The 20043-nt window shown below is 68.4% G+C and carries 20 protein-coding genes and 2 riboswitches; of the genes, 15 read left to right on the forward strand and 5 right to left on the reverse strand.

Annotated elements, in window-relative coordinates:
* Positions 1-747 (reverse strand): trimeric intracellular cation channel family protein, encoded by a 747-nt coding sequence (locus Q0A27_RS12795; RefSeq protein ID WP_291476056.1) that lies wholly within the window; start codon positions 745-747, stop codon positions 1-3.
* A 92-nt stretch (positions 748-839) separates the two neighbouring features.
* Between Q0A27_RS12795 and Q0A27_RS12800 the strand changes: the two genes are divergently transcribed.
* From Q0A27_RS12800 to Q0A27_RS12810, 3 genes are read left to right on the forward strand one after another with little or no spacing between them, the layout of a single operon-like run.
* Complete coding sequence (locus tag Q0A27_RS12800) at positions 840-1691, forward strand: sulfurtransferase (protein WP_367273328.1); 852 nt, start codon at positions 840-842, stop codon at positions 1689-1691.
* A gap of 60 nt (positions 1692-1751) precedes the next feature.
* Positions 1752-2270 carry a PTS glucose transporter subunit IIA gene (locus Q0A27_RS12805; RefSeq protein ID WP_291476060.1) on the forward strand — a complete coding sequence of 173 codons (519 nt, stop codon included), beginning with the start codon at positions 1752-1754 and terminating at the stop codon, positions 2268-2270.
* An 18-nt stretch (positions 2271-2288) separates the two neighbouring features.
* Positions 2289-2795 carry a hypothetical protein gene (locus Q0A27_RS12810; protein ID WP_291476062.1) on the forward strand — a complete coding sequence of 169 codons (507 nt, stop codon included), beginning with the start codon at positions 2289-2291 and terminating at the stop codon, positions 2793-2795.
* On the opposite strand, the gene Q0A27_RS12815 is transcribed toward Q0A27_RS12810, so the two are convergent.
* Positions 2709-3590: an SDR family oxidoreductase gene (locus Q0A27_RS12815; RefSeq protein ID WP_291476064.1), complete on the reverse strand. Its 882-nt coding sequence runs from the start codon at positions 3588-3590 to the stop codon at positions 2709-2711. The two genes, Q0A27_RS12810 and Q0A27_RS12815, sit on opposite strands and share 87 nt — an antisense overlap.
* 454 nt (positions 3591-4044) lie before the next feature.
* A riboswitch (glycine riboswitch) is annotated at positions 4045-4171 on the forward strand.
* A gap of 60 nt (positions 4172-4231) precedes the next feature.
* Here Q0A27_RS12815 and gcvP point away from each other — a divergent pair.
* The 12 genes from gcvP to Q0A27_RS12875 all read left to right on the forward strand — a co-directional run bounded on the left by gcvP (position 4232) and on the right by Q0A27_RS12875 (position 17362).
* Positions 4232-7198: an aminomethyl-transferring glycine dehydrogenase gene (gene gcvP / locus Q0A27_RS12820; protein ID WP_291476065.1), complete on the forward strand. Its 2967-nt coding sequence runs from the start codon at positions 4232-4234 to the stop codon at positions 7196-7198.
* The gene (gcvT, locus tag Q0A27_RS12825) at positions 7191-8384 is read left to right on the forward strand and encodes a glycine cleavage system aminomethyltransferase GcvT (RefSeq protein WP_291476067.1); all 1194 of its coding nucleotides are present in this window, start codon (positions 7191-7193) and stop codon (positions 8382-8384) included. Before gcvP ends, gcvT begins: the two co-directional genes overlap by 8 nt.
* A gap of 30 nt (positions 8385-8414) precedes the next feature.
* The gene (gene gcvH, locus Q0A27_RS12830) at positions 8415-8807 is read left to right on the forward strand and encodes a glycine cleavage system protein GcvH (RefSeq protein ID WP_291476069.1); all 393 of its coding nucleotides are present in this window, start codon (positions 8415-8417) and stop codon (positions 8805-8807) included.
* A gap of 20 nt (positions 8808-8827) precedes the next feature.
* A complete protein-coding gene (locus tag Q0A27_RS12835; protein WP_291476071.1) occupies positions 8828-10321 on the forward strand; it encodes a hypothetical protein in 1494 nt (497 codons plus the stop codon).
* A gap of 57 nt (positions 10322-10378) precedes the next feature.
* Complete coding sequence (gene pyrE, locus Q0A27_RS12840; RefSeq protein ID WP_291476072.1) at positions 10379-10930, forward strand: orotate phosphoribosyltransferase; 552 nt, start codon at positions 10379-10381, stop codon at positions 10928-10930.
* A 20-nt stretch (positions 10931-10950) separates the two neighbouring features.
* Positions 10951-11628, forward strand: a complete 678-nt coding sequence (locus Q0A27_RS12845; RefSeq protein ID WP_291476073.1) for a lysoplasmalogenase family protein — start codon at positions 10951-10953, stop codon at positions 11626-11628.
* Entirely contained in the window at positions 11621-12283 is a 663-nt protein-coding gene (locus Q0A27_RS12850; RefSeq protein ID WP_291476074.1) for an RNA methyltransferase, read from the forward strand. Before Q0A27_RS12845 ends, Q0A27_RS12850 begins: the two co-directional genes overlap by 8 nt.
* Before the next feature lie 10 nt (positions 12284-12293).
* Positions 12294-13490 (forward strand): glycoside hydrolase family 76 protein, encoded by a 1197-nt coding sequence (locus Q0A27_RS12855; RefSeq protein ID WP_291476076.1) that lies wholly within the window; start codon positions 12294-12296, stop codon positions 13488-13490.
* 64 nt (positions 13491-13554) lie between these two features.
* The gene (gene fbaA, locus Q0A27_RS12860) at positions 13555-14589 is read left to right on the forward strand and encodes a class II fructose-bisphosphate aldolase (RefSeq protein WP_291476078.1); all 1035 of its coding nucleotides are present in this window, start codon (positions 13555-13557) and stop codon (positions 14587-14589) included.
* A 5-nt stretch (positions 14590-14594) separates the two neighbouring features.
* A complete protein-coding gene (locus Q0A27_RS12865; RefSeq protein WP_291476080.1) occupies positions 14595-15041 on the forward strand; it encodes a DUF3151 domain-containing protein in 447 nt (148 codons plus the stop codon).
* 4 nt (positions 15042-15045) lie between these two features.
* On the forward strand, positions 15046-16086 hold the full coding sequence (locus Q0A27_RS12870) for an endonuclease/exonuclease/phosphatase family protein (protein ID WP_291476082.1): 1041 nt from the start codon (positions 15046-15048) through the stop codon (positions 16084-16086).
* A gap of 40 nt (positions 16087-16126) precedes the next feature.
* A complete protein-coding gene (locus tag Q0A27_RS12875) occupies positions 16127-17362 on the forward strand; it encodes an aromatic acid exporter family protein (protein ID WP_141328659.1) in 1236 nt (411 codons plus the stop codon).
* Position 17363: 1 nt separating this feature from the next.
* Here the strand turns inward: Q0A27_RS12875 and Q0A27_RS12880 are convergent, their stop codons facing one another.
* From Q0A27_RS12880 to Q0A27_RS12890, 3 genes are all read right to left on the reverse strand, one after another.
* Entirely contained in the window at positions 17364-18377 is a 1014-nt protein-coding gene (locus tag Q0A27_RS12880; RefSeq protein WP_291476085.1) for an ABC transporter substrate-binding protein, read from the reverse strand.
* The gene (locus Q0A27_RS12885) at positions 18374-19150 is read right to left on the reverse strand and encodes an ABC transporter permease (RefSeq protein WP_291476087.1); all 777 of its coding nucleotides are present in this window, start codon (positions 19148-19150) and stop codon (positions 18374-18376) included. The genes Q0A27_RS12880 and Q0A27_RS12885 overlap by 4 nt, the downstream gene beginning before the upstream one ends.
* A complete protein-coding gene (locus Q0A27_RS12890) occupies positions 19147-19935 on the reverse strand; it encodes an ABC transporter ATP-binding protein (RefSeq protein ID WP_291476139.1) in 789 nt (262 codons plus the stop codon). Before Q0A27_RS12890 ends, Q0A27_RS12885 begins: the two co-directional genes overlap by 4 nt.
* Positions 19918-20021, reverse strand: a riboswitch (TPP riboswitch). (Overlaps the previous gene by 18 nt.)
* Positions 20022-20043 lie beyond the last annotated feature (22 nt).

A 20043-nucleotide genomic window follows, 5' to 3' on the forward strand; every position in this document is an offset into this window, starting at 1 on the left:
CTACTTCTTCCGGCGCATCCGGCCGCGGCGTCGCGCCATGTCCCGGGCGAGCGTCATCGGACGCTGCAGTTTGCGCTGTGCGGCCCAGGACAGGTCCTGCGTGCCGGGGAGTTTCCAGCCCCGCCAGTAGGACAGGATCATCATCCCGGCGCCGAGTGCCGGGGCGACGATCATACCGATGAACAGCACAGGGACTTCCCCGGACACCCCGGACTCGTTGACCGACCAGATCCCCACCATCAGTGTGGCGGTCAGTGCCGCCGGGGTGGCGTAGAGCGTCGCCCCGCCGAAGATCTCCGGCACCGACCCGGTCATCACATCCCGGATCATGCCGCCGCCGACGACGGTGAGCACCCCGAGGAACAGTGCCGAGGACCACGGGAGTCCGTTGGCCAGCGCCTTCGAGGATCCGGTCGCCGCCCAGACGCCCAGGACCACGGCGTCCCCGTGGACGCGGAAGATCTCCCATCCCCGCGAGTTCATGTGGATCGCCGTCGCCAGCACCGCGCCGACGAGTGCGAGGCCGAAATACCTCATGTCCTGCATTGCAGCCGGTGGTCCGTTGTCGATGAGCAGGTCGCGGATCATACCGCCGCCCAGGGCGGTGATGATCGCCAGGAAGATGATGCCGACGAAGTCGAAGTTGCGGGAGCGTGCGATCGTCGCGCCGATCATCCCGTAAAGCACCACACCGGTCAGGTCCAGTACCGAGTAGACCGTCCTCACTGACGGATCGACGAAGTCCATGGCGTCAGAGTATCGGAGAGTTTCGGCATCCTCAGTAGTCCCCTGCGGTCCCCGGACGGCAGAACTTTCCCCGTCCTCCTAAGATGGCGGGCATGAGCCCCTTCTTTTCGGCGGACGACCTTCTCGCCGCCACCACCCGCGGCGACCGGATGATCATCCTCGACTCACACTGGGCGCCGCAGGACAACGCTTCCTGGGACGCCTACGTCTCGCAGCATATCCCCGGTGCCTTCTGGTGTGACCCCCTGCGCATGCTCGCCGGCACTCCGTCCCCGGAGACCGGACGCAACCCTCTGCCCAACCCGACGATGCTCCAGCACTTCGTCACCGACTGGGGGATTTCAGCTGGTGTGCCGGTGCGGATCTACGATTCCGGCCGGATGTTCTGGGCCGCACGTGCCTGGTGGGTGCTGCGCTGGGCGGGGGTCGACGACGTGAAGATCATCGCCGGTGGAACACCCGCGTGGGAGGCGGCCGGCGGTGACGTCGCCGGCGGAATCGGATGCCTGCGCGGACGCGGCACCTTCGAGATCTCCACCGGCGGAATGCCGACCATCGAGCTCGAGGAACTCGACGACTGGGTCACGTCCGGCAACCTGCTTGTCGACGTCCGCGGCGAGGGACGTTTCATCGGACGCCGCGAACCCCACGACCGTCGCGCCGGGCACGTCCCGGGTGCGGTGAACTTCCCCGTCGAGCTGCTCCTGGAGACCGGTGGTGTCGCTGATCCGGAGGTCGTGGCGGAGCGACTGGCACGCCGGGGGATCGGTGGACCGGACGGTGTCGATCCGTCGAAGGTCGCCGTCTACTCGGGGTCCGGTGTGGATTCGGCGCTGTTCCTGGCTCTCATGGAGCACGCCGGGCTGCCCGGGGCGCGCCACTTCGTCGGCGGCTGGTCTCAGTGGGCCGGCAACCGGCATCTGCCGGTGGCACTCGGTGTGTGAAACCCGTTAATCCGACCGTTTGTCAGGTGAACTGATCGGGGAGACCATATGCTGTCCCCCATGGAACCCTTCGCCACCTCCGTTGCAGACGACGCTGCAGACACCCCCGCAGTCGTCCCCGACGGCCCCGTACTCCAGGTCGTCACCCCGATGTCCGGGACCGTGGCACCACTGGAGTCGGTCCCGGACCCCCGGTTCGCCTCCGGTGCGTTCGGGGCGGGCGTGGCCGTGATCCCGGACTACGACGTGGAACATGTCACCGTGGTCGCCCCGGTGAGTGGGGAGCTGCGGCGCCTCATGCCGCACTTCTTCCTCATCGTCACCGAGGCTGGCACCGCGGTGTACACCCAGCTCGGCATCGACACCGACATGCTCGACGGCACCGGCTTCTCCCCGCACGCCACCGAGGGGCAGCAGGTGACCGTGGGGGAGCGGATCACGACCTACGCGCCCCGTCAGCTCGGGCGCCTCGGCTTCGACCCGCTGGTGCCGGTCGTCGCCATGCAGCAGAACGTCGTGGCTACCGGTCTTCTGCCGGGTGAGCCCTGCGAACCGGGGGACGTTCTTTTCGAGTTGTAGACGTGGCACACTGGGGACATGCTGCGCCGATTCACCTCCACTGCAGCGGCCTTCCTCATGCTCATCGCCATGACCAGGGTCGCCGAGCGACTCGACGCCGACTATGTCTCGGCCGTGTTCTACGGCTTCTTCGTCATCGAGCTGCTCCTGTTCATGGTCGGTGTGGTGGGCACCGAGCGTGGCTACTTCGGTCCGCGGCGCCATCCCGTCAACCGGATGTTCATCGCCTTCAGCTGGGTCGGTGTCATCGGCGCGCTGGTCACCATGGTGGTACAGGGGCCGGGTGGGGGAAATCCGTTGTGGATCGCAGTCATCAGCGGGGCATCCATGTTCACCGGTGGTATGGCGGCGGCGGTGCTGGCCGTGTCCGGCTCTCCGTGGCGCGACCTGCTGTACTCCCGGCGCTTCAACGGGGACCGTCCGGATGCCGACACGGAATCAGATGCCGTGCCGCTTCGCGATGATCCCGTGCATGGCGTCCCGCGGGAGCAGGCGGGACGCCGGAAAAGCGATACCGGCGCTTGAACCGGCGGCGTACAGCGGCTTCGGCCGGGGGTCGGTGACCGCCTCCATGATCTCGTCGGCGACCTCGTCGGCGGAGATGCCCTTGGCCTCGTTGGCGTTGAGGTTCTTCAGCATGGTGCCGAATTCGTCGGAGTAGGGGCCCTGTTTGTCGATGTAGACGGTGCGGCGCTGGGAAATGCCGGTGTCGATCGCACCGGGTTCCATGACGGAGACTCCGATGCCGAAGGGGCGGAGTTCCCGTCGGGCGGAGAATCCGAAGGCCTTCACCGCGGCCTTCGAGGCCCCGTAGGAACCGCGGTGGGCCAGGGGGAAGCTGCCGAGCATCGAGCCGACGAAGACGATCCGGCCGCTGCCCTGGTCACGCATGGCGGGCAGGAGCTTCTGGGTGACCTCGACCTGGCCGATGACGTTGATCTGGAACAGACGCGTCATCGCGTCATGCGGCAGTTCCTCCAGTGGGCCGTTCTGGGACTCGCCGGCATTGTTGACCAGTACAGAGACTGTGCCTGCCCTGATCTTCTCAAGCTCACCCGGGAGCCGGTCGATGCTCGCCGGGTCGGAGAGGTCGAGGGGGACGAGGGTGACCTCCTCCGGGGTGTTCGCCACCGAGTGGAGGGACCCCGGATTGCGCGAGGTGCCGATGACGCGGAAACCGGCTTTCACCAGAGCTGTCGCCGTGGCCCGGCCGATGCCGGAGGTGGCTCCGGTGACAAGGGCGGTGTCTCCGGGGCCGACGGTGGGCAGCTCCGGAGTGCTGAAGCGGGAGAAGGGGTTGCGGAGGCGTCGTTTCGTCATACTTACATTGTTACCTGCACGCGGGCTCCGGTGGGGTGAAGCCGTGGTTGCGACGGTGGTGGCGGTCGGAGGCTGACAGACGGTCACTGCGGTGGAGCGTCAGAAAGTGTTACCGGTTTTCATCGGTAGTACTTTTGGCGACCTGCTTTTGGCGACCTGGGGAAATGCCGAAATGAGGTGCTGTCTCCTGGTAACACTTTTCCGGGACAGGGGCGGACGGGAGTCAGAAAGGGAGCCGGTCGGGGGGGAGGTCCCGCCGTTCGACGTGTTCCACGTCACCGCACCGGTTATACTGACCTCCGCACGAACTCAAGCGCGATCCACAACTGAATGCGCCGCTCGTAACCGTGGTGGGAGAGATCGGCTCTGGCGTCAGGGAAACCTGGCACCAACCGGCCGCCGTAGGAGCAAACACCTCCCCGTCAGACACTCTCAGGCACCCGTACCGCCATGGTGAGGCAACTCTGGAAAGAGCAGGTCACCGTCGTCCGTGACCCGCCGCCGAAGGAGAAAGGCACCCTCGAAAGCACACCAGCGTGGTCATGCTGAAGCTCTCAGGCACCATCGACAGAGTGGGGAGGACTACCATCCACAGCACCCTCCGTGCGTCGGGGCTCAGCCCTGCGCAGGAAGAAGAAGACATGGCAGCCCCCCATTTCCGTCGGCACATCGGCCCGAACGCCACCGACACCCAGGCCATCCTCGACACCCTCGGCTACGAGAGCACTGAAGCGCTCGCCGCCGCCGCGGTCCCGGCGTCCATCGCCCAGACCGCCCCGATCGGCCTCGCCCCCGCCCTCGACGAGCAGGACGCCCTGGCGACCCTCAAGGGCTTCGCCGGCAAGAACACGCTGAAGAAGCAGCTCATCGGCGCCGGCTACTACGACACGGTCACCCCGGCGGTCATCCGCCGCAACATCGTCGAGAACCCCGCCTGGTACACCGCCTACACCCCGTACCAGCCGGAGATCTCCCAGGGCCGTCTCGAGGCCCTGCTGAACTTCCAGACCATGGTCGAGGACCTCACCGGCCTGCCGATCGCCGGTGCATCCCTGCTCGACGAGGCCACCGCCGTCGCCGAGGCCACCCAGATGATGGCCCGCCAGAACGCGAAGGCCGCGAAGAAGGGCGGCGTCGTCCTGCTGGACGAGGCCCTGCACGATTCCAGCCTCAACATCACCCTCGCCCGCGCCGCCGCCGCCGACATCCCCGTGGTCATCACCACCGTGGACGCCGCCTCCGTGGCGGCTCTGGACGCAGAGGGCACCGTGATCGTCGGCGCCGTGATCTCCAACCCGGCCACCACCGGTGAACTCCGCGCCGACCTCCCCGAGGTTATCGCCGCAGTCCACGACCGTGGCGGACTCGTCACCGTCGCCGCCGACCTGCTGGCCCAGGTCCTCGTCCAGTCTCCGGGCGAGGCCGGTGCCGACATCGCCGTGGGCTCCGCCCAGCGCTTCGGCGTCCCGCTGTTCTTCGGTGGCCCGCACGCCGCCTTCCTGGCCTGCCGCGCCGAGTACCAGCGCAAGATGCCCGGCCGCATCGTCGGTGTCTCCGTCGACGCCGACGGCACCCCGGCATACCGTCTCGCCCTGCAGACCCGTGAGCAGCACATCCGCCGTGACAAGGCGACCTCGAACATCTGCACCGCCCAGGCACTGCTCGCCGTCGTCGCCAGCTTCTACGCCGTCTGGCACGGTCCGGCCGGCCTGCGCGCCATCGCTTCCGAGCTCCACGGCCGCGCCGTCGCCCTGGCCGTCGGTCTCACCGGTGAGGGCCTGACCCTGGCCTCCGACCTCTTCTTCGACACCGTCACCGTCGAGGTCACCGATGCCGCCTCGGTCGTCGCCGCCGCCTGCGACGAGGGCTTCAACCTGCGCCTCGTCGACGAGACCCACGTCGGTGTCTCCGTGGGTGAGTCCACCACCGACGAGGACGTCGCCGCCCTGGTCCGCGTCATCGCCGGTGCCCATACCACGGTCGACACCTCCGCTTTCGAGCCGGAGAACGGACCGCTCGGTGGTGAGGACAGCATCCTGCGCACCGATGAGATCCTCACCCACCCGGTCTTCCACTCGGTCTCCTCCGAGACCCAGATGATGCGCTACATGCGTCGCCTGGCCGACCGTGACCTGGCTCTGGACCGCACGATGATCCCGCTGGGCTCCTGCACCATGAAGCTCAACGCCGCGATCTCCATGGAGCCGATCACCTGGCCGGAGTTCGCCGGCATCCACCCGCTGGTCCCCGCCGAGCAGGCCACCGGCTGGCTCGAGCTCATCGAGGACCTGGAGGAGCGGCTCGCGAAGATCACCGGCTACGCCGCGGTCTCCGTCCAGCCGAACGCCGGTTCGCAGGGTGAGTTCGCCGGTCTGCTGGCGATCCGCCGCTACCACCTCGCCAACGGCGACGACCAGCGCACCCTGGTGCTCATCCCGGCGTCCGCCCACGGCACCAACGCCGCCTCCGCCGCACTCGCCGGTCTGGGTGTGGTCGCCGTGAAGAACGCCGGGGACGGGTCCATCGACCTGGACGACCTCGACGCGAAGATCGCGAAGTACAGCGACCGGATCGCCGGCATCATGATCACCTACCCGTCCACCCACGGTGTCTTCGAGGAGCACGTCGGCCAGGTCTGCGAGAAGGTCCACGCCACCGGCGGCCAGGTCTACATCGACGGTGCGAACCTCAACGCCCTGGTCGGTCTCGCACAGCCGGGTGTCTTCGGCGGCGACGTCAGCCACCTCAACCTGCACAAGACCTTCACCATCCCCCACGGTGGCGGTGGCCCGGGTGTCGGCCCGGTGTGTGTCGCCGAGCACCTCATCCCGTTCCTGCCGACCGACCCGTGGAACGACCCGACGGTCGCCCCCGGCGTCCAGGAGGGACGCCCGGTCTCCGCGGCGACCTACGGTTCCGCCGGCGTCCTGCCGATCTCCTGGACCTACATCGCGATGATGGGTGACGAGGGGCTGACTGAGGCGTCCCGCATGGCGCTGGTCAATGCGAACTACATCTCCGCGCAGCTCGCGGACACCGTCCCCACGCTCTACACCGGTGAGAACGGTCTTGTCGGCCACGAGTGCATCCTCGACCTGCGGGAGCTGACCAAGCAGTCGGGCGTGACCGCCGCGGACGTCTCCAAGCGCCTCATGGACTTCGGCTTCCACGCCCCGACCCTGGCCTTCCCGGTCACCGGGACGCTCATGGTCGAGCCGACCGAGTCCGAGGACAAGGGCGAACTGGACCGCTTCATCACCGCGATGAAGACCATCCGCGCCGAAATCGACGAGATCATCGCCGGTGACGTCGCCGTGGAGGACTCGGTCCTGCGCCACGCGCCGTTCACCGTGGAGTCCGTCGTCCGCGACGATTTCGAGGACGCCGTCTCCGGTGGTCACTTCTCCCGTACCAAGGCCGCCTTCCCGGTCGCTACGCTGCGCCGGGACAAGTACTTCCCGGCGACCCGCCGCATCGACGACGCCTACGGCGACCGCAACCTGGTCTGCTCCTGCCCGCCGCTGGACGCCTTCGACATCGAGTCCGACACCGAGTCCGACACCGAGTCCGACACCGACTCCGATTCAGAGAGCGAGAACAATGAGTAACGAGACCGCACTCCACCCCGTCCACGCCGAACTCGGTGCGAAGTTCACCGACTTCGGTGGCTGGGACATGCCCCTGAAGTACGGCAAGGAGCTCGAGGAGCACCGCGCCGTGCGCGAGGCCGTCGGCCTCTTCGACCTCTCCCACATGGGCGAGGTCCGGGTCACCGGTCCGGACGCCGCCGCATTCCTGGACCACGCCCTGGTCTCCCGCATCTCCGCGGTGAAGGTCGGCAAGGCGAAGTACTCGATGATCTGCACCGACGACGGCGGTATCATCGACGACCTCATCACCTATGTCCTCGCTCCCGAGGAGTACCTGGTCATCCCCAACGCCGGCAACGCCCCGGCGGTCTTCGCCGCACTCACCGAGCGGGTCGGGGACTTCAATGTCACCCTCGTCGACCAGACCACCGACATCTCGCTCATCGCCGTGCAGGGCCCGAAGGCCGCCGATGTCATGCTGCAGATCGTCGAGGAGGTCACCGACGCTCCCGAGGCATCCGGTGCATCGTCCGAGGACAACTCCGTGGCCGCCGCGGTCGCCGGTCTCGGCTACTACGCCGCTTTCCAGGGCACCGTCGCCGGCGTCCCCGCGATCATCGCCCGCACCGGCTACACCGGCGAGGACGGCTTCGAGATCTTCGTCGACAACGACGCCACCGGCGTCCCCGGTGAAGCACCCGCGAAGATCTGGGGTGCCGCCCTCGCCGCCGGTGAGCGGTACGGTGTCCTGCCGTGCGGTCTCGCCGCCCGCGACACGCTGCGCCTGGAGGCCGGCATGCCGCTCTACGGCAACGAGCTGTCCCTGGACCTGACCCCGGTGGATGCCGGTCTCGGTATCCTCGCCGCGACGAAGTCCAAGGACGAGTTCGTCGGGCGTGAGGCCATCATCGCCGCCAAGGAGCAGGGCACGAAGCAGATCCGCATCGGCCTGGCCGGTGAGGGTAAGCGTGCCGCGCGTGGCGGTTACGAGATCCGGGATGCCGAGGGCAACCGGATCGGTGAGGTGACCTCCGGTGCGCTCTCGCCGACGCTCGGCCACCCGGTCGCGATGGGCTACGTCACCACCGAAGCCGCAGCCGAGGGCGGATCAGCGGCCGAAGGGTCGACCGTCATCGTCGACATCCGCGGCAAGGACTTCCCGTACACCGTCGTCGCGCTGCCGTTCTACAGCCGCGAAAAGTAAACTGCACCCAACCACACTGAGGAGAGAACCATGACTGCACTTCCCACCGACCGCCTGTACTCCGAGGAGCACGAGTGGGTGAACTCGACCGACATCAACGCCGGTGACACCGTGCGCGTCGGCATCACCCACATCGCGGCCGACGCCCTGGGTGAGATCGTCTTCGCCGAGCTGCCCGAGGTCGGCACCGAGATCGAGGCCGGCGAGCCCTTCGGCGAGGTCGAGTCCACCAAGTCGGTCTCCGACATCTACGCCCCGGTCTCCGGCGAGATCACCGCCGTCAACGAGGAGATCGCCGACAACGCCGGCATCATCAACGAGGACCCCTACGGTGCCGGCTGGCTCTACGAGGTCACCGTCACTGTGGTTCCCGCAGCCGACGACCTCCTCGACCATGAGGCCTACGCCGCAGACAACGTCTAGGTCTCATACACTGTGCCCTGATGTCTTTCGCTGTTGTCGCCCTCGTTCTCGGGCTCGTGCTGCTTCTCGTGGCCGCGGGCCTGTTCCTGCGTGCCTCGCGACCGGCGGCACCGGGGGAACATCGGGAACAGGGCCGTCACGAGGCCGGGACGCCGTCAGCTGACCGGGCACGCCCGTCCGCCTGGCCGTCGGCCGCTGCCCCTGTCAATGCCACTGCCTCCGGGTCGAAGCAGGGGAGTGACCGGGAACCGGCGTCCGACCAGGAAGAACAGTCCGGGGAGGACGCAGCCACGGGCGGGACACCTGAGCCGGAAGCGGTTCCTGCCCCGGGGTCGTCCGGCTTCACCGGTCGTCGGGGGCGGCGGCACTGGGCCACCGCCCACGGCTTCGAGTACACCCGGGAGGATGCCTTCCTCACCGCGGAATGGCCGGTCAGCCTGATCCGCGAGATCTCCGCGACCGACCAGGGGCCTGCGGCCCGGGACCTGGTTTCCGGGTTCCTCGACGGTCACCAGGTACACATCGCCGATGTTGCCGGGTCAACCCTCCTGGCGTTGCGCCGGGGTGCGTACTCCCCGGTCGATGTCCACGTCACCACCGCTGCCGCGATGCCGGCCGGGATGCGGCATGACGCCGACCTCGACCGGATGCCCTTCACCGTCTACGCCTCGGACACGCGGGCAGTCGGACGGATGCTCGACAGCCGTGTCGACGAGGCACTCGCCGCGCTGTCCGGAGTGGTCTCCGACGTCGCCTTCTCCGGGGCGTGGGTGGTGGCCCGGTGTGCCCGTCGTACCGACGCGGACCGCTGGGACGCACTTCTGCCGCACCTGGCGGCGCTGGGCTCCGCTGCCCGGGTACTCCCGCCCCTGGTGACCACCGCCACCCTCGATATCTCCGTCGCCGATCCGACGCGTCCCCGTCCGGCGTCCGGGGTACTCATCCCGGTCGATCCGTCCGCCGCAGATGCCGCGGACGACGCTGACGGAGACACCGCCACCGCGCGCCCCGGGCACCTGCGTGCCGTGCCCGACGCCCCCGCTGTTCCGGAGCCTGAACCCGAGGCGGGGACCGGGGACGCCGTTGAGCCGGAGGAGACCGGAGAGCCCGCGCACCCGAAGGTAGAGCGTCCCTCCGATCCGGTGGAGTTCCCGACCCGGTCCCGCGGGCAGGTCTACGGCGAGGCAGACCTCGACGGATCATGGCCTGAGGACGTCACCGAAGACGGTCTGACCAGTATCCCGGCACTGGGCGAGGAGCCCACGGCCGATGTCTCCGACGACGACGGGCCCCGGATCGTGCGGGCCGGGACGTCCGCGACGATCTTCTCCGACTCCACCAGCTCCACCTCCACCAGCTCCACCGGTCCCACCGGCACTGTCTCCCGGGGACGCCACCGCGGCCCGGACGCGCGGCATGCCGGTGCCGACCGTGATTCCGCCGACTCCACCGACGATTACGACGTCGTCGACCCTGAAGTCGTTGATCCGGACGTCACGGACCCCGACAACTGAGCGCCCGTCGGGGCCCGTACTATCGGTGGTCGAACACGTCACCGTAAGGAGCCTGCCATGAGCGCACCCACCGTCAACCCCGAGAAGCTGAAGCGGCTCGCTGAGCTGGTCACCGAACTCTCCGTCGTCCGCGGGAAGGTCACTCTCTCCTCCGGCAAGGAGGCCGACTACTACGTGGACCTGCGTCGCGCGACGCTGCACCGCGAGTCCGCGAAGCTCATCGGCGAACTGCTCCGCGAGCTCACCGCCGACTGGGACTACGTCGCCGTCGGTGGCCTGACCCTGGGTGCGGACCCGGTGGCCACCTCGGTCATGCACTCCGGTGACGGGGTGGACGCCTTCGTGGTGCGCAAGGAGGCCAAGAAGCACGGCATGCAACGCCGTATCGAGGGGCCGGACATCGAGGGCCGCCGCGTCCTCGTCGTCGAGGACACGACCACCACCGGCAACTCGCCGCTCACCGCCGTCGCCGCGGTGCGGGCGGCCGGCGCGACCGTCGTCGGTGTGGCCACTGTCGTCGACCGGGCCACCGGCGCCAGGGACGTCATCGAGGCCGAGGGTGTGGAGTACCGCAGCCTGCTCGGCCTGTCCGATCTCGGCCTGGCCTGAGTCTGCCGAGGAGACCACCTATGTCCACCGCCCGTGCTCTGCGCACCGCGTATCTCGCCGCCGGGGCAGTGTCCGTCGTCGCCGCTGCGGCAGGACGCCGTGGTGACCGGCTCACCCGCATCGTCAAGCCCACCCTGATGCCGTTGCTCGCCGGCACCGTGCTGGCGCGAGGTCAGCGGAAGGCGACCACGACCGTGGTCGCAGGCCTGACCGGGGGCTGGGTCGGCGACATCATCCTCATGGGTGCGGACGGTCGCAGCGACGATTCCCGGGTCCGCGCCCGCAACCTCAACCGCGGCTCGGCGGCCTTCGCGCTCAACCAGGTGTCCTACATCGCCGAGCTGTGGCACGCCGGACACCGGCCGAGGAAGAACACGGTCGCCCTGCGTGCACCGGTGCTGGCGTCCGGCGTCGTCACTGCGGCGACCGGCGCCCCGGCCGCCCTGCCCGCCGCCGTCGGCTACGGTTCCCTGCTCGCGGGAACTTCGGTGCTCGCCGCGGATGAGGGAGAGACCACCCCACTGGGGCTCGGCGGCAACCTCTTCGTCCTCTCCGACGGACTGATCCTCGCCCGACAGGCTTTCCTCACCGGGGAGAAGCCTCTGGTCCGCGTGCTCGACGGGCTGGTCGACAGTCTGGTCATGGCGACCTATGTCGCCGCACAGCTGCTGATCGTCGAGGGTCTCACCCGTGACTGAGGGCAACGGCCCCACCGAGTGGTTCCCGCACCCGGTCGGGGTGGGCCCCTGGGAGGCCGAGAATCCGGGCGTCCCACGCCCCACCGGTGAGGAGTACGACCCGGACCTGCTCGATGACGGTGACCGCCGCAATGTCGTGGACGCCTACCGCTGGTGGCGCACCGAGGCGATCATCGCCGACATCGACGCGCGTCGGCATGCCCTGCACATCGCCATCGAGAACTTCGAGAACGACTCGAACATCGGCACTGTCGTGCGCACCGCCAACGCCTTCGCCGTGGACACCGTCCACATCGTCGGCCGGAAGCGGTGGAACCGGCGAGGAGCGATGGTCACCGACCGCTACCAGCACCTCGAGCACCATCCGGACACGGACTCGGTCATGGATTACGCGGCCGCGCACGACCTCGTTGTCGTGGCCGTGGACAACACCCCCGGATCGGTGCCCCTGGAGACCGCGGAGCTCCCGGAGCGTTGCCTGCTGCTGTTCGGGCAGGAAGGTCCGGGTGTCACGGCCGAAGCGCAGGCAGGGGCCTCGATGACGGTGAGCATCGCCCAGTTCGGCTCGACCCGGTCGATCAACGCGGGCGTGGCCGCGGGCATCGCGATGCACGCCTGGATCAGGCAGCACGCGAGCCTGGAAAATGCCTGGTAGAAACGGACTCATGGACGAACTCTGGGACCACCGCGCAGATCTGGCCGAGCAGGCCGTCTTCGAGCGGCACGGGTCCCGGCTCTGGGGGATCCCGAAGACCACCCTCGGCGTCATCGCGTGGCCGCCGTCGACCCGCGACAAGTTCTTCTACCACTGGCACTACTGGTGGCAGGCCCACTTCATCGACTGCCAGGTGGACGCCGCGACCCGCCGCGACACCGGGCTCCGCCTGCGAGCCATCCGCCGCACCATCCGGGGAATGCGGATCCGCAACCGTCGGCCGCTGCCCTACAACGAGTTCTACGATGACCGCACCTGGCTCGCCCTGGCCATGCACCGGGCCCAGGACCTGCCGAAGTACGGGACCGTGCGGTACCTGCCGGGGCTCGAGGCGTCGATCATCGAGGGCGTCGACCCGCTGACGGGCGCCCTGCCGTGGAAGGTTGACGAGAACTTCTTCAATGTCCCGACCAACGGACCCGTCGCGATCCTCGCCGCCCGTACCGGGCGGACCGACCTTGCCGCACAGCTGGTGGAGTGGATCTACCCTCGCCTGATCAACACCGACGGTCTGGTCATGGACGGGGTGCGGCTGCGTGTGCACGGTGAGGACCCTGTCACCCAGGTCCACACCTACAACCAGGGCGTCGTTCTCGGGGCACTTGTCGAACTCGCCCGGACGCAGCGCCGCGAGGCGGGGATTCCACAGCACGCGGTGAGTGAGGTCGGCACCGAGCACATCACCCGCGTCCACCAGTTGGTGCAGGCCGTGGCCTCACACCTGGCGTCGCCGGACGGCGTCATCGGCCTGGGGACGGGCCGGGGCGGCAACGGCAACGGTGGTGGAGACGGAGGCCTGTTCAAGGGCATCCTCGCCCGATACCTCGCCCTGGTCGTCACCGACCTGCCCAGTGACGACCGGCTTAGCCGGGCGACCCGTCAGCTGGCGAAGCGGCTGGTGATGCAGTCCGCCGACTCAGTGTGGCACCACCGTCTGGAGGTCGACGGCCTGCCGCTGTTCGGATCCTCCTGGATGGACGACGCCGCCCTGCCGCAGTCGGGCAACCGGATCGGCTCCACCATCGCCACCGGTGCCGGGGCCGATCTGGGGGTGCCGGAGCGGGACCTGTCGGTGCAGCTGTCAGGCTGGATGCTCATGGAGGCGGCCGCGAAGGTCAGCGGAGACACACCCGACACCACCCGCTGACGCCGAAACGGGCATACTGGGGTGCAGCCATGCGTCAAATAGAGGACACCTAGGGAGGACCTCCATGCCTATCGCCACCCCCGCCGTCTACCGGGACATGCTCGACAAGGCCAAGGAAAGCGGTTTCGCCTTCCCGGCCATCAACTGCACCTCGTCAGAGACCGTCAACGCCGCCCTCAAGGGTTTCGCGGACGCCGAGTCCGACGGCATCATCCAGTTCTCCACCGGTGGTGCCGAGTTCGGCTCCGGTCTTGCGGTGAAGAACATGGTCGCCGGAGCCGAAGCCCTGGCCCACTTCGCCCACCACGCCGCGAAGCATTACGGCGTCAACGTCGCCCTGCACACCGACCACTGCCAGAAGGAGAAGCTGGACACCTACGTCCGGCCCCTCGTCGAGATCTCCCGCAAGCGGGTCGAGGCCGGCGAGAACCCGCTGTTCCAGTCCCACATGTGGGACGGTTCGGCCATCCCGATCGACGAGAACCTCGAGATCGCCAAGGACCTGCTTCCGACCTGCGCCGCCGCGAACATCATCCTCGAGGTCGAGATCGGTGTCGTCGGTGGCGAGGAAGACGGCGTCGAGGCCAAGGCCGGCGACAACCTCTACACCACCGCCGAGGACTTCGAGAAGACCGTGGACGCCCTGGGTACCGGCGAGAACGGCCGCTACATCCTCGCCGCGACCTTCGGCAATGTCCACGGCGTGTACAAGCCGGGCAACGTGAAGCTGCGCCCGGAGGTCCTGGACATGGGTCAGAAGGCCGCCTCGGCCAAGCTGGGTCTTGCCGAGGGCTCCCAGCCCTTCGACTTCGTCTTCCACGGCGGCTCCGGCTCCGAGAAGGAGAAGATCGAGGAGGCGCTGCGCTACGGCGTCATCAAGATGAACGTCGACACGGACACCCAGTACGCCTTCACCCGCCCGATCGCCGGCCACATGCTCGCCAACTACGACGGCGTCCTCAAGATCGACGGCGAGGTCGGCAACAAGAAGGTCTACGACCCCCGCTCCTACCTCAAGAAGGCCGAGGAGGCCATGAGCGTGCGCGTCGTCGAAGCCTGCACCGACCTCCACTCCGTCGGCACCACTCTGGCAAAGTAAGCGGCATGGCTGAACAGATCCGTAAAGGACGCGACCTCTTCGGTGCCGAGCACCCGGAGGTGAAACTCCCGGCGTCCCTGGCGTCCGCCGTCACCGGTGGCGAATCACTGGGCGAGCTGGAGGCGCTGGCCGTGGCGAACCCGAAGGACTCGGGTGTGTGGGCCGCGCTGGCCGCGTACCACCTGCAGCAGGGCGATCTTCCCTCCGAGAAGATCACCGCCTACGCCTGCGCCCGTACCGGCTACCACCGCGGTCTGGACGCCCTGCGTTCCAACGGCTGGCGGGGTACCGGCCCGGTGCCGTGGTCCCATGAGCCGAACCGTGGCGTGCTGCGCGCGATCATGATGCTCTCGGTCGTCGCCCGGGCGATCGGCGAGGAGGACGAGTACATCCGCTGCCTCAACCTCGTCAACGACTGCGACCCGGATGCCGCCGACGAGATGCTGAAGTAGCTTCTTGTCTGTACCGGACGCCACCCCGGCAGCACCGCCCCGCACCTTCCCCTGGAAGCGTGCGGGGCTCTGCTGTGTCGTGTTCCTGCTGGCCCTCGGCGTGGGGTGGATGACCGCCCCGGTGTGGGGTGTGTTCACCGACCGGGTGCCGGAGACCGGGTCGTGGATCGTGCCCTTCCTCCAGTCGGCGTGGCCGGCGGGGTTCGCACTGCTGGTCGTCGCTCTGACGGCACTGGTGTGGTTGACGCTGTCCCGCCGGGCAGCCGTCGGCGCGACGGTGGCGGCGGTGGTGGTGTGTACCGCGACGGTGCTGGTGCCCGGGGCACTCAGCCGGGTCGCGGAGAAGATGCCGGAGGAGAAGGACGCCGACACGGTCCGGATCCTCTCGGTGAACACCTGGTACCACCAGGCCTCGGACGAGTTCCTCGCGCAGATGGCACAGGACATGGACGCCGACATCGTCGTCCTCTCGGAGAGTTCCGACGTCCAGGCGTCTGCGGTGGCGGACGCGACGGATCTCGAACTGCTGCAGCCGGTCTCCGCGAGGACGCGCGGTGGCGGGACCGCGCTGCTGGTCCGGGAGACCTGGATGACGGAGGCCGCCGCGGAGTCCGTGGCGGACCTGCACCTGACCCGCCACCAGAACCCGGTCGTCGAGCTGGAGGACCTGACGATGATGGGCGTGCACACCAACGCCCCGGCACACAGTCACCTGGTCGACGGGTGGGTCACCGAGATGGCCGACCTGCGGGACTGGGCCTCCGGCGTGGACGGACCGCTGGTCATGGCGGGGGACTTCAACTCCACCACCGCGCACCCGGAACTGCGCCGGTTGGTCAGGGGTGCCGACGGCTCGTCGGAGATGGCCGACTGCGGCGGTGGGCTGTTCGCCGCCCCCACCTGGCCGCGGGCCGGGACACCGTCCCCGGTGCCGGTGCTGCGGCTGGACCACATCCTCGTCCGCGGGATGACGTGTCAGGATTCCGGCGTGGTCGGTGTACAGGGCAGCGACCACGCGGGCATCTGGGCGGATCTGCGGGTGTGACCGGCGGGGTGTCGGGAGCAGACCTGACAGAATAGGTGACATGGCTGATCAGAAGGGCTGGTTCCGGCACCGCAGGCGGGCAAGCGCCGGTGTGCGCGCCGCCACTGAATCGCTGCGGCGTATCGCTCCGCGCCGAGGCATCCAACGTATGCGGGCGATGGGAATCTTCGCCCTCCAGGCCGCGCTGACCGCCGGGTTGGCGTTCTGGTTCGCTACCGACGTCATCGGTCACGAGCAGGCGTTCTTCGCCCCGATCGCCGGTGTGATCAGTATCGGCATCAACAGCGGAAAGCACATGCGTCGCGGTATGGAGATCGTCATCGGGGCGGCGATCGGCATCGCGATCGGTGATCTCGTCATCACCCAGATCGGTGGTGGCCCGTGGCAGATCACCATCGTCGTCTTCGTCGCGATCATGCTCGCCACCTTCGTCGACCGGGGAATTCTCGTCCCGTCCCAGGCCGCGAGCTCTGCGGTGCTTGTGGCGACACTGCTTCCGCCGGGCGATCAGGGGGCTCTGGACCGGGTGGTGGACGCCCTGGTCGGCGGGATCATCGGCCTGATCATCCTCGCGGTGATCCCCCGTAACCCGTTGCGGGCGGTACGCCGGGAAATGGCCGGGTTGATCTCGAAGGCGGCCCTGGTACTCGACGATGTCGCCGAGGGTATCGAAGACCGGGACGCCACGGTGATCGGTGAGGCACTGGAGACCGCCCGGGGGACGCAGGCCGCGGTCAACGCGATGCAGGCGGCGATGACCAGTGGCGACGAGACCATCGCCCTGTCCCCGATCTACTGGTCGGCGAAGCGCTATTCGACATCGCTGAACCGCGCGCTGGTGCCGGTGGACAATGTCATGCGCAATACCCGGGTGCTGGCCCGACGTGCCGAGATCATGGTCGACGACCACATCGTCCCGGACCCGGAGATGGCGAAGACGATCAGGGAGATCGCGGACACCCTCGGACACCTCGGCGCGGTGTACGAGGAGGGTGGGTCGAAGGAGACCCGGCAGGAGTTGCTGAAGATCCCGGAGCTGACCCGACGCTTCCAGATCATCGCGGGACGCACCGACCTGTCGATCGCCGACGGCTCGGGTCTGTCCGGGATGATGGTGCTGGGGCAGTGCCGGTCGATCATCGTGGATGCGCTGCAGATCTGCGGCATGTCGCGCGAGTCGGCGATGGCGGCGCTGAAGCCGACGGTCGACCATCCCTGGCAGACCCCGGAGGTGTGGGGTGCAGATGATGAGCCGCAGGACCCGGAGAACGACTGACCTACGCCGGCAGGTAGTCGTTCGTCGTGGCCGTCGCGCCGTCGATTCCCCCGTCGAGCAGCCCGTTGTCCCGCATCCAGTCGGCATACTCCGCCCAGTCGGCGGGGTCCTGGACGCCGAAGACCGGCGCAGTTCCGTCCTTCCGCAGTACCGCGACCGTGGCGTCCACCATCTTCGTCAGGGTGTCCGGGTCATAGGCGCCCTTCGTTTCCGGAGTCATCGCGTCTACCGCAGTATCCGGGTCGGCCAGAGCGGCGTCCTGCCCCTCGGCGGTACCGGCGAGGAAGCCACGGACGCGGTCGGCGTAGGCGGCATCCTCCTTCAGGCGGGTGGGGTTGGCGATGATGACCAGCTCGGCGTTGTCCGGCATACCCAGCTCCTCGGGGGAGAGGACCGTGATGTCGGTCTTCTCCGCCAGCTCCACACCCTCGATGTTCGGGTAGGCGCCGGCGATGGCGTCCACCTGGTCACTGAGCAGTGCCTGGTTGAGGTTCTGCTGCACATTCGGCATCTTGATGCTGTCCGGATCGATGCCCGCGGTCCGTGCGATGTAGTCCATCGACGCCTGCTGGGACGGGGTGCCGGACCCGGCGACAGTCTTCCCTGCCAGGTCCTTCGCGGTGCGGATGCCGGAGTCGGACTTCGTGATGATCGAGTTCAACGGGGTGGGGATCAGCGCGCCGACGCTGACCACGTCCAGCCCCTGGGAGGCGGCGAGGATCGTGTCCGTCTCGTAGCTGACGGCCACGTCCGCCTGGCCGAGGGAGACGAGCTTGGCGGCGTCCGCGGTGTTGCCCGGCAGGATGAACTCCGGGTCCACGCCGTGATCCTCGTAGGCGCCGGTGTGGTCGGCGGTGTAGAGCGCGAGGTGGTCGGGGTTCGGGTTCCAGTCCAGCAGGACGCTGAGCTGGTCGGCGTCCGTGCTGCTGTCCGCGTCCGAGGAGCAGGAGGCGAGGGAGACGGTGGTGGCCGCGACGAGGGTGGCGGCGGCGCAGGCGAGGATACGGTTCTTCATGATTCCTTCCGGTGCTGCCGTGGTGCGTTCCAGGGGCAGCAGAGGCGTTCGAGGGCGGTGACGGTGAGCAGCAGGGCTGCGGACATGACCGTGAGGACGATGACGAGGGCGAAGACGAAGTCCGTCTGAAGCCGGGGGACGGCCTGCAGCAGCAGGTATCCGATGCCGTCGGTGGAGCCGGTGTACTCGGAGAAGACGGCGGCGACCGGGGCGTAGGTGGCGGTGATCCGCAGCCCGGCGAAGGCCGACGGCAGGGCGGAGGGGAAACGGACCCGCCAGAACAGGGCGGAGCGGGAGGCGTGGAGACTGCGCATGGTGTCGATGAGGACCGGGTCGGCCGAGCGGATCCCGGACAGCAGGTTCATCGCCACCGGGAAGAAGCAGGCCAGGGCGACGACCAGTACCTTCGGTGCCATGCCGTAGCCCAGGGCGATGGTGAACACCGGGCCGATGACGATCGTCGGGATTGACTGGGACGCCACGAGCAGCGGGGAGAAGGCGTTGCCCACCACCGGCAGTAGTCCGGCGGCGACACCGATGAGCAGTGCCGCACCGATACCCAGCGCCATACCGGCCAGGGTCTCGGCCAGGGTCACCCAGGTCGCAGGGCCAAGGCGGTCGGACCAGTTGTCACCGAGTGCGGCGAACACGGATCCGGGGGAGGGCAGGATGTAGTCATCGGTGCGTCCGCCGGTGGTGGCGAACACCCATGCGGCAGCGATGAGGACCACCGTGACCAGGGGCGGGAGGACCTGCTGACGGAGACGCGTCATGCCACGGCCTCCCCGTAGCCACCCAGGCGGCGGAGGATCTCCGCACGTGCGGCGGCGAAGTCCGGGTCGGCGAGGATCTCCGACCGGGGACGCCCGGCGCGCCGGGAGAACCAGCCTGGCCAGTCTCCGGCGACGGCCCCGTCGGCCAGGAGTATCACCCGGTCGGCGAGCAGCAGCGCCTCATCGACATCGTGGGTGACCATGACGAGGGTGGCGCCGGTGCCGGTGAGCAACTCAGACAGCCAGTCCTGGATCTCGCCGCGGGTGATGGCGTCCAGGGCACCGAGCGGTTCATCGGCGAGCAGCACCGGTTTGTCGGCCAGCAGTGCCCGGGCCAGGGCGGCGCGCTGACGCATACCGCCGGACAGTTCGGACGGTCGGGACGTGGCCCAGTCGCCGAGACCGCAGCGCTCCAGCATCGCAGTGGCGCGACCCCGTGCCACACGCCGGGACACACCCCGGTTGCGCAGCGGCACGGCGACATTGTCACGGACCGAGAACCACGGCAACATGCTGTCGCCCTGGGGCATCAGTGCGCAGTGGGAGAGGCGGGCGGTGGGGTCGGTGTCCCCCAGGACACTGATCTCGCCCGCGGTCGGGGCGAGGAGACCACCGATGAGGTAGAGCAGGGTGGATTTCCCGCAGCCGGAGCGGCCGATGACGGCGAGATGTTCTCCGGTTGGGACGGTGAGGTGCACGTCGGTGAGGACGGCAGGGCTCTTCGGGTAGGCGAGGTCGACATGGTCGACCGTCACCGCCACGGCAGGTGGCGTGGGCACAGACATTCCTCCGCTCATGTGAATGAGGTCAGGTTCGGCGGGTGTGATCTCAGCCCCGGGTCTTGTTGCCCGGGACACCCCGTGTCGGTTGGTTGTCGGATATTCAGTTGCGTC

The organism is Corynebacterium sp., from assembly GCF_022712275.1.
Lineage (GTDB): Bacteria > Actinomycetota > Actinomycetes > Mycobacteriales > Mycobacteriaceae > Corynebacterium.

Bases quoted from the DNA above. Each gene is read 5' to 3' on its own strand.
- Q0A27_RS12795 (WP_291476056.1), bottom strand. From the start codon at position 747: ATGGACTTCGTCGATCCGTCAGTGAGGACGGTCTACTCGGTACTGGAC.
- Q0A27_RS12800 (WP_367273328.1), top strand. From the start codon at position 840: ATGAGCCCCTTCTTTTCGGCGGACGACCTTCTCGCCGCCACCACCCGC.
- Q0A27_RS12805 (WP_291476060.1), top strand. From the start codon at position 1,752: ATGGAACCCTTCGCCACCTCCGTTGCAGACGACGCTGCAGACACCCCC.
- Q0A27_RS12810 (WP_291476062.1), top strand. From the start codon at position 2,289: ATGCTGCGCCGATTCACCTCCACTGCAGCGGCCTTCCTCATGCTCATC.
- Q0A27_RS12815 (WP_291476064.1), bottom strand. From the start codon at position 3,590: ATGACGAAACGACGCCTCCGCAACCCCTTCTCCCGCTTCAGCACTCCG.
- gcvP (WP_291476065.1), top strand. From the start codon at position 4,232: ATGGCAGCCCCCCATTTCCGTCGGCACATCGGCCCGAACGCCACCGAC.
- gcvT (WP_291476067.1), top strand. From the start codon at position 7,191: ATGAGTAACGAGACCGCACTCCACCCCGTCCACGCCGAACTCGGTGCG.
- gcvH (WP_291476069.1), top strand. From the start codon at position 8,415: ATGACTGCACTTCCCACCGACCGCCTGTACTCCGAGGAGCACGAGTGG.
- Q0A27_RS12835 (WP_291476071.1), top strand. From the start codon at position 8,828: ATGTCTTTCGCTGTTGTCGCCCTCGTTCTCGGGCTCGTGCTGCTTCTC.
- pyrE (WP_291476072.1), top strand. From the start codon at position 10,379: ATGAGCGCACCCACCGTCAACCCCGAGAAGCTGAAGCGGCTCGCTGAG.
- Q0A27_RS12845 (WP_291476073.1), top strand. From the start codon at position 10,951: ATGTCCACCGCCCGTGCTCTGCGCACCGCGTATCTCGCCGCCGGGGCA.
- Q0A27_RS12855 (WP_291476076.1), top strand. From the start codon at position 12,294: ATGGACGAACTCTGGGACCACCGCGCAGATCTGGCCGAGCAGGCCGTC.
- fbaA (WP_291476078.1), top strand. From the start codon at position 13,555: ATGCCTATCGCCACCCCCGCCGTCTACCGGGACATGCTCGACAAGGCC.
- Q0A27_RS12865 (WP_291476080.1), top strand. From the start codon at position 14,595: ATGGCTGAACAGATCCGTAAAGGACGCGACCTCTTCGGTGCCGAGCAC.
- Q0A27_RS12875 (WP_141328659.1), top strand. From the start codon at position 16,127: ATGGCTGATCAGAAGGGCTGGTTCCGGCACCGCAGGCGGGCAAGCGCC.
- Q0A27_RS12880 (WP_291476085.1), bottom strand. From the start codon at position 18,377: ATGAAGAACCGTATCCTCGCCTGCGCCGCCGCCACCCTCGTCGCGGCC.
- Q0A27_RS12885 (WP_291476087.1), bottom strand. From the start codon at position 19,150: ATGACGCGTCTCCGTCAGCAGGTCCTCCCGCCCCTGGTCACGGTGGTC.
- Q0A27_RS12890 (WP_291476139.1), bottom strand. From the start codon at position 19,935: ATGTCTGTGCCCACGCCACCTGCCGTGGCGGTGACGGTCGACCATGTC.